14 protein-coding genes and 3 tRNA genes are annotated in these 12,274 nt (G+C 60.2%); 9 read left to right on the top strand and 8 right to left on the bottom strand.

Features of this window, described 5'->3' with window-relative positions:
* Position 1: 1 nt before the first annotated feature.
* Genes EET67_RS19870 through purM form a run of 4 tightly spaced genes read right to left on the bottom strand, consistent with a single transcriptional unit; the run spans position 2 to position 2,427 of the window.
* Complete coding sequence (locus EET67_RS19870; protein WP_128627954.1) at positions 2-343, bottom strand: type II toxin-antitoxin system HicB family antitoxin; 342 nt, start codon at positions 341-343, stop codon at positions 2-4.
* On the bottom strand, positions 340-594 hold the full coding sequence (locus tag EET67_RS19875; protein ID WP_128627955.1) for a type II toxin-antitoxin system HicA family toxin: 255 nt from the start codon (positions 592-594) through the stop codon (positions 340-342). Before EET67_RS19875 ends, EET67_RS19870 begins: the two co-directional genes overlap by 4 nt.
* Positions 595-652: 58 nt before the next feature.
* Positions 653-1,366 carry a phosphoribosylglycinamide formyltransferase gene (gene purN, locus EET67_RS19880; protein WP_128627956.1) on the bottom strand — a complete coding sequence of 238 codons (714 nt, stop codon included), beginning with the start codon at positions 1,364-1,366 and terminating at the stop codon, positions 653-655.
* Positions 1,363-2,427 (bottom strand): phosphoribosylformylglycinamidine cyclo-ligase, encoded by a 1,065-nt coding sequence (gene purM / locus EET67_RS19885; protein ID WP_128627957.1) that lies wholly within the window; start codon positions 2,425-2,427, stop codon positions 1,363-1,365. The genes purN and purM overlap by 4 nt, the downstream gene beginning before the upstream one ends.
* Positions 2,428-2,625: 198 nt before the next feature.
* Between purM and EET67_RS19890 the strand changes: the two genes are divergently transcribed.
* The 3 genes from EET67_RS19890 to hdaA are packed head-to-tail and all read left to right on the top strand — an operon-like array spanning position 2,626 to position 5,049.
* Positions 2,626-3,183, top strand: coding sequence for a CDP-alcohol phosphatidyltransferase family protein (locus EET67_RS19890; protein ID WP_128627958.1), 558 nt, complete (start codon positions 2,626-2,628; stop codon positions 3,181-3,183).
* Complete coding sequence (locus EET67_RS19895) at positions 3,155-4,321, top strand: AI-2E family transporter (protein WP_128627959.1); 1,167 nt, start codon at positions 3,155-3,157, stop codon at positions 4,319-4,321. Before EET67_RS19890 ends, EET67_RS19895 begins: the two co-directional genes overlap by 29 nt.
* A gap of 26 nt (positions 4,322-4,347) precedes the next feature.
* The gene (gene hdaA, locus EET67_RS19900; protein ID WP_128627960.1) at positions 4,348-5,049 is read left to right on the top strand and encodes a DnaA regulatory inactivator HdaA; all 702 of its coding nucleotides are present in this window, start codon (positions 4,348-4,350) and stop codon (positions 5,047-5,049) included.
* 211 nt (positions 5,050-5,260) lie between these two features.
* Here hdaA and EET67_RS19905 read toward each other — a convergent pair whose 3' ends face one another.
* The 3 genes from EET67_RS19905 to bhcR all read right to left on the bottom strand — a co-directional run bounded on the left by EET67_RS19905 (position 5,261) and on the right by bhcR (position 6,776).
* Positions 5,261-5,647 carry a hypothetical protein gene (locus tag EET67_RS19905; protein WP_128627961.1) on the bottom strand — a complete coding sequence of 129 codons (387 nt, stop codon included), beginning with the start codon at positions 5,645-5,647 and terminating at the stop codon, positions 5,261-5,263.
* Positions 5,648-5,801: 154 nt separating this feature from the next.
* Positions 5,802-5,877: transfer RNA gene (locus EET67_RS19910), tRNA-Thr, on the bottom strand.
* A gap of 71 nt (positions 5,878-5,948) precedes the next feature.
* Positions 5,949-6,776, bottom strand: a complete 828-nt coding sequence (gene bhcR, locus EET67_RS19915; RefSeq protein ID WP_128627962.1) for an HTH-type transcriptional regulator BhcR — start codon at positions 6,774-6,776, stop codon at positions 5,949-5,951.
* 184 nt (positions 6,777-6,960) lie between these two features.
* On the opposite strand from bhcR, the gene gcl reads away from it, so the two are divergent.
* The 3 genes from gcl (at position 6,961) to EET67_RS19930 (ending at position 10,683) form a co-directional block, all read left to right on the top strand.
* Complete coding sequence (gene gcl, locus EET67_RS19920) at positions 6,961-8,742, top strand: glyoxylate carboligase (protein WP_128627963.1); 1,782 nt, start codon at positions 6,961-6,963, stop codon at positions 8,740-8,742.
* A gap of 184 nt (positions 8,743-8,926) precedes the next feature.
* The gene (gene otnI / locus EET67_RS19925; protein WP_128627964.1) at positions 8,927-9,724 is read left to right on the top strand and encodes a 2-oxo-tetronate isomerase; all 798 of its coding nucleotides are present in this window, start codon (positions 8,927-8,929) and stop codon (positions 9,722-9,724) included.
* A 2-nt stretch (positions 9,725-9,726) separates the two neighbouring features.
* On the top strand, positions 9,727-10,683 hold the full coding sequence (locus tag EET67_RS19930) for a 2-hydroxy-3-oxopropionate reductase (RefSeq protein WP_483458292.1): 957 nt from the start codon (positions 9,727-9,729) through the stop codon (positions 10,681-10,683).
* 43 nt (positions 10,684-10,726) lie between these two features.
* Here the strand turns inward: EET67_RS19930 and EET67_RS19935 are convergent, their stop codons facing one another.
* Entirely contained in the window at positions 10,727-11,593 is an 867-nt protein-coding gene (locus EET67_RS19935; RefSeq protein WP_128627966.1) for a TrmH family RNA methyltransferase, read from the bottom strand.
* Positions 11,594-11,780: 187 nt separating this feature from the next.
* On the opposite strand from EET67_RS19935, the gene EET67_RS19940 reads away from it, so the two are divergent.
* From EET67_RS19940 to EET67_RS19950, 3 genes are all read left to right on the top strand, one after another.
* Positions 11,781-11,865: transfer RNA gene (locus EET67_RS19940), tRNA-Tyr, on the top strand.
* A gap of 23 nt (positions 11,866-11,888) precedes the next feature.
* Positions 11,889-11,962 (top strand) — tRNA-Gly (locus EET67_RS19945).
* A gap of 193 nt (positions 11,963-12,155) precedes the next feature.
* A partial coding sequence (locus EET67_RS19950; RefSeq protein WP_245450842.1) for a GTP-binding protein occupies positions 12,156-12,274 on the top strand: 119 nt, incomplete at its 3' end.

Raw genomic sequence — 12,274 nt, forward strand, 5'->3', positions numbered from 1 at the left:
CCTACGCCACTTGCTTGTCGGCGGCCGCACGCAGGACCTCTTCGCCCCATTGATTGAGGCTTTTGCCGGCCACTTCTGCGGCAAGTGCGACCTTGGAATGAACCGCAGGGTCAACTCGTAGCATCAGATTGCCCGAATATGGCTTCTCGGGCGACTTTCCTACCTTGGCGCAGGTTTCGACATAGTCGTTGACCGCCTCGTGGAATGCTGCCTTTAAATCCGCGACCGTATCGGCGTGGAATCCGACAACGTCATTGATGCCAAGAAGCCTTCCGAAGAAAATATCGTCCTTCTCGTCGAAGGCGATCGATGCTTTGTATCCCTTATATGTCATCGTGTTCATGGCTTTATTCCTAATTTGATCAGGAATTCCCTCGCATCCCTTACTTGGTAGCTTTTCGCTTCCTTTGCCGGATGTGGCCGATGGAAATAGGCGACAACGCCATTCAGGGTAAAGCGCACGGCTGATCCCTTTCCTTCGATGATTGTGCAGCCAACCGATATCAGCAAGCTCTCGATCGACGCCCATTCCATCGACTTGGGCACCGGATCCATGAATATGGCTTCGAGCGTCTTCCGATGCTTGCTGTTCATGCAAGCATTCTAAACCGGGTTTGGCCTGATTTGCAATCAGAAAACGATTGCAGGCAATTTACGGTGTGAACCGTGCCAGTGCCTCGAGGTCGACCGATTCGCGCACCGCGCTCGGGGAAACCAGCGTTTCGCCGGCATTTTCGATAATATGGTCGCTGTCAGCAAAAACGGTCCGCCCTTCCGTCATCACTGCTTTTCCCTCCGCCACCAGCCGCAGCGCCAGCGGGTAGAGGTGATGTTCGGCCTTGAGTACGCGGGCGGCCAGCGCTTCGGCCGTATCCCCGATAAGGACCGGCACTGCCGATTGCGCGATGGCAGGGCCATCATCCATTTCGTTTGTCACGAAATGCACGGTGCAGCCGTGAAGACGAACGCCGGCATCCAGAGCACGCTGGTGCGTGTCGAGCCCCCTGAAGGAGGGCAGCAATGCGGGGTGGATATTGATCATCCGGCCCTGCCATTTTGCCACGAAGCCGGACGTCAAGAGCCGCATATAGCCGGCGAGGCAGACGATCTGCGCACGAAAGCCCTCAAGTGCGGCATCTATCGCCGCGTCGTGTTTTTCCTTGTCGGCAAAATCGGCCCTGGCGATGACTCGCGTCGGAATGCCTTGTCCGGCAGCGAATTGCAGGCCGGCCGCATCGGATTTGTCGGAAATCACGCCGACGATCTCGGCCGGAAAGGCGGAGTCGGACGCGACATTGACCAGGGCGGCCATATTGGAACCGCGTCCGGAAATCAGGATGACGACACGCTTGCGCTCGGTGCTCACAGGGCGATCTCTCCACGATAGATGACGCCGCTGTCGCGGCGCGGCACGAGGCGGCCGATGGGCGAAACGGTCTCGCCCGCCTCCTGCAAAACGGCGGCGACCTGCGCTGCCTGGCCGGAGGCAACGACGAGTACCATGCCGACGCCGCAATTGAAGGTCCGCATCATTTCATCGGGCGCGACATTGCCGGTTCTGGCAAGCCAGGAGAAGACCGGCGGAACCTCGATTGCATTGAGATCGAGTTCGGCCGAAAAATCCTTCGGCAGCACGCGCGGAATATTTTCGGGAAAGCCGCCGCCGGTGATATGGGCCAGCGCCTTGATGCCGTGGGTGTTGCGGATCGCCTTCAGTACCGAGCGGACATAGATGCGGGTCGGCTCCAGCAAGGCTTCTGCCAGCGTCAGCCCATCGGCGAAGGGGGCGTCGTCGTTCCAGCCGAGCTTGCTTGCAGCAACGATGCGGCGGACCAGCGAAAAACCGTTGGAGTGAACGCCGGAAGAGGCGATGCCGAGCAGCACGTCGCCTTCCACAATGTCGTCGGTAGGGAGCAACTGGCCGCGTTCGGCAGCGCCCACGGCAAAGCCGGCAAGGTCGTAGTCGTTGCCGTGATACATGCCGGGCATTTCGGCGGTTTCACCGCCGATCAGCGCACAGCCGGCCTGCCGGCAGCCTTCAGCAATGCCACTGACGATGGAAGTTCCCTGCTGCGGGTCGAGCTTGCCGGTGGCGAAATAGTCGAGGAAGAACAGGGGCTCGGCACCCTGGACGACAAGGTCGTTGACGCACATGGCGACGAGGTCGATGCCGATCGTATCGTGCTTGTTCGCCTCGATGGCGATCTTCAGCTTGGTGCCGACGCCGTCATTGGCCGCCACCAGAACCGGGTCGGAAAAGCCGGCCGCCTTCAGGTCGAACAGGCCGCCGAAACCGCCGATCTCCCCATCCGCACCCGGTCGGCGGGTCGAGCGAACCAGTGGCTTGATGTTTTCCACCATCTGGTTGCCGGCATCGATATCGACGCCTGCCTGAGCATAGGTGAGCCCTTTTTTCTGCTTGCCCATGGCTGGTTCTCCGGGTGTCGGCCGCTTTGTTCCGGCTCTTCGCATGAACCGGCCTGCCTCGCAAGAAGCGGCCGGAATCTGTCGCTGGACAAATAGTAAATCCGTGGACAGCGTTGCTTATTTTCCAGCCACGACCTGCGGGGGCTTGTCGCCACGCGCCGGGTCGACCATCTATCAGGATCGGACAGGAGAGGCGACGTGACCGTAGCCAATATGATCACGATTTTGCGGCTTTTGCTGGTGCCGGTGGTGATCTATGCGCTGTTGACCGGCCGCATGGGCCTGGCCTTTGCCGGCTTCGTCATTGCCGGCGTTTCAGACGGCATCGACGGGTTCATTGCCCGGCATTTCAACCAGCGTTCCGAGCTTGGCTCCTATCTCGATCCGATGGCGGACAAGCTGCTTCTGGTCAGTGTGTTCGTGGTGCTCGGTCTGATGGGCGAGTTGCCGGTCTGGCTGGTCATCGCCGTCGTGTCGCGCGATGCGCTGATCGTGTGCGCAGTCATGCTGTCCACCGTGATGGGCAATCCGGTGGCGATGAAGCCGCTGATGATTTCCAAGGCCAACACCGCGATCCAGATCGTTCTTGCCGGCTTCGTGCTGGCCGAACTTGCCTTCCAACTCGATTATGGGCCTGTCCGGCCCGGCCTGGTATTCCTGTCCGGGCTCTTGACCATTGCTTCTGCGGCAGCCTATCTCGTCGCCTGGCTAAGGCATATGAGCGGCTATGGCGAAGGCGAAACTCCAGACAGTTGAAGTGACGCAGGAAGATCTGGCCTCGGCCGCGCTGCGGCGGCAGATCCGATTCTGGATCATTGCGGCAATCGTTCTGGCGTTGCTGCTCTATCTGTTCAGCAGCATCCTTTTGCCGTTCGTGGCAGGCATGGCGCTGGCCTATTTCCTCGATCCGGTTGCCGATCGGCTGCAGCGGCTCGGCCTGTCGCGGGTGATGGCGACCACGCTGATCCTGGTCGCGTTCCTGATCGTGCTGGTGCTTGGCCTTGTCATCCTCATTCCGCTTCTGGCCTCGCAGCTCACCGATTTTATCGCCAAGCTCCCTGAATATCTGACCCAGTTGCAGGGGCTGATCACCAGTTTCGACCCGCAATGGATCGAGCAGCGCTTCGGCGTCGATGCGGAGGGGCTTCGCGAAGGCCTGAACTCGCTGCTGACCACCGGCTTCGGTTTCCTGACGACGGTGTTCCAGTCGATATGGAGCTCGGGCGTAGCGTTGTTTTCCATCGCCAGCCTGTTCGTCGTCACGCCGGTCGTGGCCTTCTACATGCTTCTCGACTGGGATCGCATGATCCATACCGTGGATAGCTGGGTGCCGCGCGATCACGTGGAGACAGTCCGCCAGCTCGCCGCCGACATCAATGCCGCCACCGCCGGTTTCGTGCGCGGGCAGGGCACGCTCTGCCTCATACTCGGACTGATGTATGCCTTCGGGTTGACGCTGACCGGGCTGAAGTTCGGTGTGTTGATCGGTCTGTTTGCAGGGCTTATCAGCTTCATCCCCTATGTCGGTTCGCTGGTCGGGCTGGTGCTGTCGGTCGGGCTTGCCTTCGTGCAGTTCTGGCCGGATTGGCTGATGGTGGTGGCGGTGGCGGGCGTGTTCTTCGTCGGCCAGTTCATCGAAGGCAATATCCTCCAGCCGCGGCTGGTCGGCAAAAGCGTCGGCCTGCATCCAGTGTGGCTGATGTTTGCGCTATTTGCCTTCGGCGCGCTGTTCGGCTTCGTCGGCTTGCTGATTGCGGTGCCGGCGGCTGCGGCGATTGCGGTGCTGGTCCGCTTTGCAATTTCGCGCTATCTCGATTCGCCCCTCTACAAGGGGCATGAGGCAGCGAATGCCGGTTCGACGCGACTTACCGGAAGGACCGGCGACGATCATTGACTTGTTCTTCTCACGGACAAAGCGCCATGCGTGAACCTGAAACGCCGCGCCAACTGCCGCTCGATCTCGGTTTTTCGACGGGTTTTACCCGCGATGACCTCGTCGTGTCGGCAGCCAACAGCCAGGCCGTGGCGCTGATCGATCGTTGGCCTGACTGGCCGTCGCCGGTGGTGGTGCTGGCCGGGCCTGCGGGCTCGGGAAAGTCGCATCTGGCCGCAATCTGGCAAGCCAATTCCGGCGCCGTGCGCTTGCCTGCAGCAAGCATTGGCGAAAATCTTGCCGGCCTGGATGGCGCCGGTGCGGTTCTGATCGACGATGCCGATTGCGGGCAACTCGACCAGAACGGCCTGTTTCATCTCATCAACACGATCAGGGCCGGCGGCGGTGCGCTGCTTTTGACCGCGCGCCGCTTCCCGCTGGCCTGGGGAGTCACCCTGCCGGATCTGGCGTCACGGCTGAAGGCGGCAGCGACGATCGAGATCCACGAACCGGACGATTTGCTGCTGGCCGGCGTCATCACCAAGCTTTTCGCCGATCGCCAGATCGAGGTAGATCAAAATGTGGTGCAATATCTGGTCCGACGCATAGAGCGTTCGCTCTCGACAGCGATCCGTGTCGTCGACCGCCTTGATCGGGTGGCGCTTGAGCAGAAGACGCGGGTCAGCCGGACGCTTGCCGCGGATGTGATTGAAGCGATCGATCGGGGTCAGGCGGAATTCGATGTCTGAGCGGGCTCCATTCACAACGCCCAGGCTGCCAAAACCAGCGCGATAACGAGGATTGCCCCTGCAAAGAGGCTTGCACATTTCAATCGTGCAGAAGGCGAAGCGCGGAACCAGAGATCATAGATCCGGACCGCTGCAATAATCGCCGGCAGTGCTGCAAGGCCGCCCAGGGCGCCGATAACGTCCTTAACGGTTTTCCAGAGCCGATTGAGCGCTACCATCGGACCGCTGGGCTGCAGCGCGCAGCGATTGTCAGTTTGAGTTTTTTTGGAAGTTCGCTCAGCGGGCCATGCGCCATTTCGTCGAAGGCTTTGACGATGACGCTCTTCTGTTCCTCGCAGACATCCATGGAAGAAAAGTAGAGTATGGTTGGTGCACGAATTTCCGTGACGTCGGGGCCGCTGAATTGCGCCACGATCACGATGAGCAATGCTTTCACAACAATTCCCCGATAGGCAGGGGTTGAGAAGCCTCTCATGTGGAAGACAGCAACCACCTTCAGGCAAAGTGCTCGAAAGCACGCCCGCCTTCCCGCGAAACCGGTAAAACGCTCTCCGGCAAAAAAGTCGAAGAGCGTTCTATTGCGGGCAATGCCCGCCACATGGAGGGGTTCTCACGCCCCAGCCCCCTGAACCCAAGAGCCGGTTCCATCCGTAGTCCCATTAATGTGATATATCAATGTCCACTTTAGTGGCGGCAGCGGACAGACGGGCAGCTTGCAAGCGCGCCACATGTCGGACCGAAGAGGGAAGGGATGGTGCCCCCGGACGGACTCGAACCGCCGACCCCCTGATTACAAATCAGGTGCTCTACCAACTGAGCTACAAGGGCATCAGGCCCCGGTTAGCATATTTGGCGCTCCAGTAAAGACAAAAGTCCAGGCGAGCGCTGGCGCGCCACAGCTATTGCAGCGGTGCCGCCATGCCGCCGATCAGCCGGGTCACCTCGGCGGCGGCTTCCTTCACGACCGGGCCAATGATCGCCACACGTTCCGGTGTCATGCGCACGGTCGGGCCGGAGACCGAGACGCCACCGATCGGTTCGCCGAATTCGTTGAAGATCGCGGCCGCCACGCAACGCATGCCGGGATAACGCTCCTCATCGTCAACGGACCAGCCGCGCTGTCTGATTTCCGATAGATCCTGTGTAAGCACAATCATGTTGGAAAGCGTTCTTGGCGTGTAACTCTCGAGGCCGGTTCGGCCCACGATAGTGTCCACGCGCTGTGGATTAAGATGCGCCAGCACGGCCTTGCCGATGCCCGAAGCATGAAATGAGGTCCGGGTGCCGGGTCGAAAGAAGGCACGGATCGCCTCATGGGTTTCCACCTGGCTGACGAAGACAACGCAATCCTCTTCGGCAACGCCCAGATTGGCCGTTTCCCCGGTCTGCTCCATCAATTTCTGCATGACTGTGCGCGCCCGATCGATCAACCGGCGTCGGCGCAGGAAGGCCGTGCCCATGCGGTAGGTTCCGACACCGATCGACCATAGCTGGTCGGTCTGGTCGAATTCCACCATGGCGTGGCTCTCCAGCGTCGTCAGCATGCGGTAGGCGGTAGAGGCAGCAAGCTCCGACCTCGCTGCAATCTCGCTGAGCGACAGGCCGTTTCCTTCCGCGACAATGGCGAGGATGCGCAGCGCACGATCCAGCGATTGTACGGCATTAGCCTCAGGCTTCGGCTTGAAAGCGCGTGGGCGCCCGCGCTGGCGTCTTTCTGGAGAGTCCATTTCCATAGCATAGAAAAATATTTCGGAAAATGAAAGATGGCGATTCTGGAAAACAGATAAATCAACCTAATCAATCAGATGCTATTTATTTTCAAAAATGGAAAACTTTTCTGAAAAAATTGAAAAAGGTTGACCTTGGTGGCATGCTGAGCGAGATCGAACCCCTCTGCATGGGAGGATTGAAATGGCCAGGATGCGTGCCGTCGATGCGGCAGTTCTCGTTCTCGAAAGGGAGGGCGTTGATTGCGCCTTCGGCGTGCCTGGGGCGGCGATCAACCCGCTCTATTCGGCACTGAAGGCGCAAGGCACGATCCGGCATGTGCTGGCGCGCCATGTCGAGGGCGCTTCGCATATGGCCGAAGGCTATACGCGGGCCAGGGCCGGCAATATCGGTGTCTGCCTGGGAACCTCCGGCCCGGCCGGGACCGATATGATCACCGGGCTCTATTCGGCCCAGGCGGATTCGATCCCGATCCTGTGCATCACCGGTCAGGCGCCGCGGGCGCGGCTGACCAAGGAAGATTTCCAGGCGGTGGATATCGCGTCGATTGCCGCACCGGTGACCAAATGGGCAGCGACGATCATGGAGCCCTATCAGGTTCCGATGGCGCTGCAGAAGGCATTCCACCTGATGCGTTCGGGCAGGCCAGGTCCGGTGCTGATCGACCTGCCGATCGACGTGCAACTGGCCGAGATCGAGTTCGACATCGACACTTATGCGCCGCTGGCGCCCTATAAACCGGCGATGACACATGTGCAGGCCGAGAAGGTGCTGCAGATGCTGAACGAGGCGGAGCATCCCTTGATCGTGGCGGGTGGCGGCATCATCAATGCCGATGCGTCGGACCTTTTGATCGAATTTGCCGAAATCACCGGCGTCCCGGTTATCCCGACGCTGATGGGCTGGGGGTCGATCCCGGACGATCATCGCCTGATGGCGGGCATGTGTGGCCTGCAGACAGCGCATCGCTACGGCAATGCGACCATGCTTGCGGCCGACTTCGTGCTTGGCATTGGCAATCGCTGGGCCAATCGCCATACCGGTTCGGTCGATATTTATACCAAGGCGAAAAAATTCGTTCACATCGACATCGAGCCGACGCAGATCGGGCGTGTGTTTGCGCCAGATTACGGCGTGGTTTCCGATGCTGGTGCAGCCCTGAAGATGCTGCTCGACGTCGCGACCGAGTGGAAGACGGCCGGGCGGCTGTACGACTGGGGCGGATGGGCAAAGGCATGCCGGCAGCGCAAGAAGGTGATGAAGCGCAAGACGCATTTCGACCAGGTGCCGCTCAAGCCGCAACGCGTCTATGAGGAGATGAACAAGGCTTTCGGCCGCGACACGACCTATGTCACCACGATCGGGTTGAGCCAAATTGCCGGGGCCCAGTTCCTGCATGTCTACAAGCCGCGCAACTGGATTAATTGCGGTCAGGCCGGACCGCTCGGCTGGACACTGCCGGCCGCGCTCGGTGTGCGTGCGGCCGATCCGGACCGGAAGATCGTGGCGCTTTCGGGCGACTATGATTTTCAGTTCATGATCGAGGAACTGGCGGTCGGTGCGCAGCACAGATTGCCTTATATCCATGTCGTGGTGAACAACGCCTATCTCGGGCTGATCCGGCAGGCGCAGCGTGGCTTTTCGATGGATTTCGAGGTGGGCCTTGCCTTTGAGAACGTCAATGCCGGCGAAAATGCCGAGGCAGGCTACGGCGTCGATCATGTCGCGGTTGCCGAGGCGATGGGCTGCAAGGCCATCCGAGTGCGCCATTTGGAGGAATTCAAGACGGCCTTTGTCGAGGCCGAGCGGCTGATGAATCAGTATCAGGTGCCGGTGGTGCTTGAATTCATCCTCGAGCGGGTGACCAATATTTCGATGGGCACGGAAATCGACAATATCGTCGAATTCGAGGAACTTGCCCAGAACAACGAAGATGCGCCGACGGCCATTGCGCTGCTGGATTAGGACCGGCCGTCATCCCGGAAACCGGGTCGAGCGTAGCGAGGAACGGCTGTCCGGGATCCATTCCGGAACATGCTCAAGGTCACGGAATGGATCCCGGCTCTTCCTCCGCTACGCTTCGGTCGGCCGGGATGACGCGCTACATTAGGGTTGATGCTCCGTTGCGGGGCTGAATGGAGACCGGGACATGCCACGCTTTTCAGCCAATCTTTCCATGCTTTTTACCGAGCATGAATTTCTCGATCGCTTCGATGCAGCGGCCAAGGCCGGCTTTGGCGGCGTGGAATATATCGCACCCTATGACCATGCACCCGAGACGGTCGCTGCGCGCCTGAAGCAGAACGGCTTGGTCCAGGTATTGTTCAACCTGCCGCCGGGCGACTGGGCCAACGGCGAACGCGGCATTGCGGTGCTGCCGGATCGGGTCGAGGAATTTCGCGCAGGCGTCGAGACCGCGATCACCTATGCCAACACGCTGGGCTGTGGGCAGGTCAATTGCCTTGCCGGCATTGCGCCGGTTGGTGTCGAGCGCGATGTTCTGGAAAAGGTCTTTGTCGAAAACCTTTCTTTTGCGGCTGAAAAGTTGAAAGCGGCGGGGATCAGGCTGCTGATCGAGCCGATCAACACACGCGATATTCCTGGTTTCTTCCTGACCAACACGAAGCAGGCGCTGGACATCATCAAGCGCGTCGGCTCAGACAATCTCTATCTGCAGTATGACATTTATCACATGCAGATCATGGAGGGGGATCTCGCCCGCACCATCGAGGCCAATCTCGGCCGCATCGCGCATATCCAGCTTGCGGACAATCCCGGCCGGCATGAACCGGGCACCGGCGAGATAAACTATCCATTCCTCTACGAACACCTCGACCGCATCGGTTATTCCGGCTGGGTCGGTGCGGAATACAAACCGAAGGCCGGCACGTTCGAAGGGCTAGGCTGGTTCCGGGAATTTGCGGGCAAGGCAAGCGTGGCGGCTTAGTCATGCTCCCTCATCCGGCCGCTACACGGAGGCGGAGTGAGCGGCGCTTGGGAAAGGAAATGAACATGGAAACCATTGGCTTCATCGGTCTCGGTATCATGGGTGCGCCGATGGCCGGGCATCTGCTCGATGCAGGCTACGGCGTTTTTGCCAGCGGCCACCGCAGGGCTCCGCCGCAATGGCTGGTTGAGAAGGGATTGAGGACGGTCAGTGGTCACCACGCCGTGGCGCGCGCCGCAGACATCGTCATCACCATGGTTCCCGATACGCCGCAGGTCGCCGAAGTGCTGTTCGGTCAAAACGGCGTGGCCGGCGGCCTGAGCAAGGGCAAGCTCGTGATCGACATGAGTTCGATTTCGCCGATCGAGACCAAGGAGTTTGCACGCAAGATAAATGCGCTGGGCTGCGATTATCTCGATGCGCCGGTGTCGGGCGGGGAGGTCGGCGCCAAGGCAGCCTCGCTGACCATTATGGTGGGGGGGCCGCAGGCTGTTTTCGACCGGGCCCGGCCGGTTTTCGAGAAAATGGGCAAGAACATCACACTGGTGGGCGACAACGGCGTTGGCCAGATCACCAAGGTCGCCAACCAGATCGTCGTGGCGCTGACCATCGAAGCGGTGGGTGAGGCGCTGGTATTTGCCTCCAAGGCCGGTGCCGATCCGGCCAAGGTGCGGCAGGCGCTGATGGGCGGGCTGGCGGCCTCACGCATCCTGGAAGTTCATGGCGAACGCATGATAAACCGCACATTTTCGCCCGGTTTTCGCATCGAATTACATCAAAAAGACCTCAATCTTGCGCTGCAAGGCGCAAAATCGCTCGGAATTTCACTGCCAAATACGGCAATGACGCAGGAATTGTTCAATTCCTGCGCGGCAAATGGCGGTGCCGATGAGGATCACTCGGCACTGGTCAAGGCGTTGGAGCGAATGGCGGGGCACGACGTAGGCAGTCGGCAATAGGCACTCGGAATATTGGCATCACCGACTGCCCACTTCCGATTGCCTACTGCCGATTTCCCGACTGCCCCAAGAACTTCCTTGCCGCATAAAGCGACACCGCCGCCGCATTCGACACATTGAGCGAACGGATCGGTCCCGGCATGTCGAGCCGGGCAAGTATACTGACCGTCTCGCGTGTCCGCTGCCGCAGGCCCTTGCCTTCGGCGCCGAGCACGAGCGCGATCTTTGCCCCGGACAGGGATTTTTCCAGATCCTGGGGGCCTTCCGAATCAAGGCCGATGGTCTGGAAGCCGGCCTGGTGGAGTTCGCCCAGCGCTTCGGCCAGATTGCGTACCTCGATCAGGTCGATATGTTCCAGTGCGCCGGATGCGGACTTTGCCAGCACTCCCGATTCATGCGCGCTGTGGCGCGAAGTGGTGATCAGCGCGCCGGCGCCGAACGCGACGGCCGAGCGGATGATGGCGCCGACATTGTGCGGGTCAGTCACCTGGTCGAGCACCAGCACCAGCGGGGTATCGCCAAGGGCGTTGAGCGCCTTGGGCTTCAAAGACGTGGCTTCGATCAGCGCGCCCTGGTGCACGGCATCCGTGCCGGTGATCTTGTCGATGTCGCGCGGCTCCACGATCTCCACAGGAAAGGGCAGGGCGGCCGGATCGGTGATTCCCAGTCGTTCAATGGCGTTGCGGGTGACCAGCATGCGCCGAATCTTGCGCCGCGGGTTGTCGATCGCTGCCCGCACCGTATGCAGGCCATATAGCCGCAGCAGCCCGTCTTGCGGCGCTTCGCCGGGCGGAAGCGGCTTTTTCGGGCGAAAGCCCGGCTGGCCGCCGGCCTTCTGGTCGCGGAAACTGCGCCGCAGCTTGGCGTAATGGGTGTCCCTGGGTGTTCCGGGTTTCTTGTCGTCGCTCATGAGGGCTCTATAGCCGCCAAAGGGGATTTTGGATATGCCGCTTCACAAAATCACATGTTTGCAGTCGGTTGCGCACAAGAGCCGGTTGACAGCCTTTTGCCTTGCCGCCATAAGGCGCCAGCAGGTTGGGGCGTGCCACATCGATCATGTGCAATCGCCAAGCAGCCTGTACGGCTCCCGGCAGTTTGGAGGGGTGTCCGAGTGGTTAAAGGAGACGGACTGTAAATCCGTTCGCTATGCGTACGCTGGTTCGAATCCAGCCCCCTCCACCACCTGACCGGAGACGTCGAGACCCGCGGGTATAGCTCAATGGTAGAGCAGCAGCCTTCCAAGCTGAATATGCGGGTTCGATTCCCGCTACCCGCTCCAGGGCTTCGGTTGCGGCGCTGCCCCTTCCATTGGTATGGATGCGCCCCCATATGAGCGCAGCGCAAGCGGATCGGGGTGCTGGCCGATCAGGCTGCGGCGGTGCGGGTCAAAAGCCTCTTGTGTTTTCCGGCCTTTATCGCTAATCGCCCCGCATTCGAACCAAACTTAAACTCCCGACGCCAAGGAAAAGACGATGGCCAAGAGTAAATTCGAGCGCACCAAGCCGCATGTGAACATTGGCACGATTGGTCACGTTGACCATGGCAAGACGTCGCTGACGGCAGCGATCACGAAGTATTTCGGCGATTTCCG

This window comes from Borborobacter arsenicus (genome assembly GCF_003934165.1).
GTDB lineage: Bacteria > Pseudomonadota > Alphaproteobacteria > Rhizobiales > Rhizobiaceae > Pseudaminobacter > Pseudaminobacter arsenicus.

Excerpts from the sequence above, each read along its gene's own strand:
- bhcR (WP_128627962.1), bottom strand. The coding sequence starts at position 6,776 with ATGGACTCTCCAGAAAGACGCCAGCGCGGGCGCCCACGCGCTTTCAAG.
- EET67_RS19895 (WP_128627959.1), top strand. The coding sequence starts at position 3,155 with ATGGCGAAGGCGAAACTCCAGACAGTTGAAGTGACGCAGGAAGATCTG.
- otnI (WP_128627964.1), top strand. The coding sequence starts at position 8,927 with ATGCCACGCTTTTCAGCCAATCTTTCCATGCTTTTTACCGAGCATGAA.
- purM (WP_128627957.1), bottom strand. The coding sequence starts at position 2,427 with ATGGGCAAGCAGAAAAAAGGGCTCACCTATGCTCAGGCAGGCGTCGAT.
- hdaA (WP_128627960.1), top strand. The coding sequence starts at position 4,348 with ATGCGTGAACCTGAAACGCCGCGCCAACTGCCGCTCGATCTCGGTTTT.
- EET67_RS19875 (WP_128627955.1), bottom strand. The coding sequence starts at position 594 with ATGAACAGCAAGCATCGGAAGACGCTCGAAGCCATATTCATGGATCCG.
- EET67_RS19930 (WP_483458292.1), top strand. The coding sequence starts at position 9,727 with ATGCTCCCTCATCCGGCCGCTACACGGAGGCGGAGTGAGCGGCGCTTG.
- gcl (WP_128627963.1), top strand. The coding sequence starts at position 6,961 with ATGGCCAGGATGCGTGCCGTCGATGCGGCAGTTCTCGTTCTCGAAAGG.
- EET67_RS19870 (WP_128627954.1), bottom strand. The coding sequence starts at position 343 with ATGAACACGATGACATATAAGGGATACAAAGCATCGATCGCCTTCGAC.
- EET67_RS19935 (WP_128627966.1), bottom strand. The coding sequence starts at position 11,593 with ATGAGCGACGACAAGAAACCCGGAACACCCAGGGACACCCATTACGCC.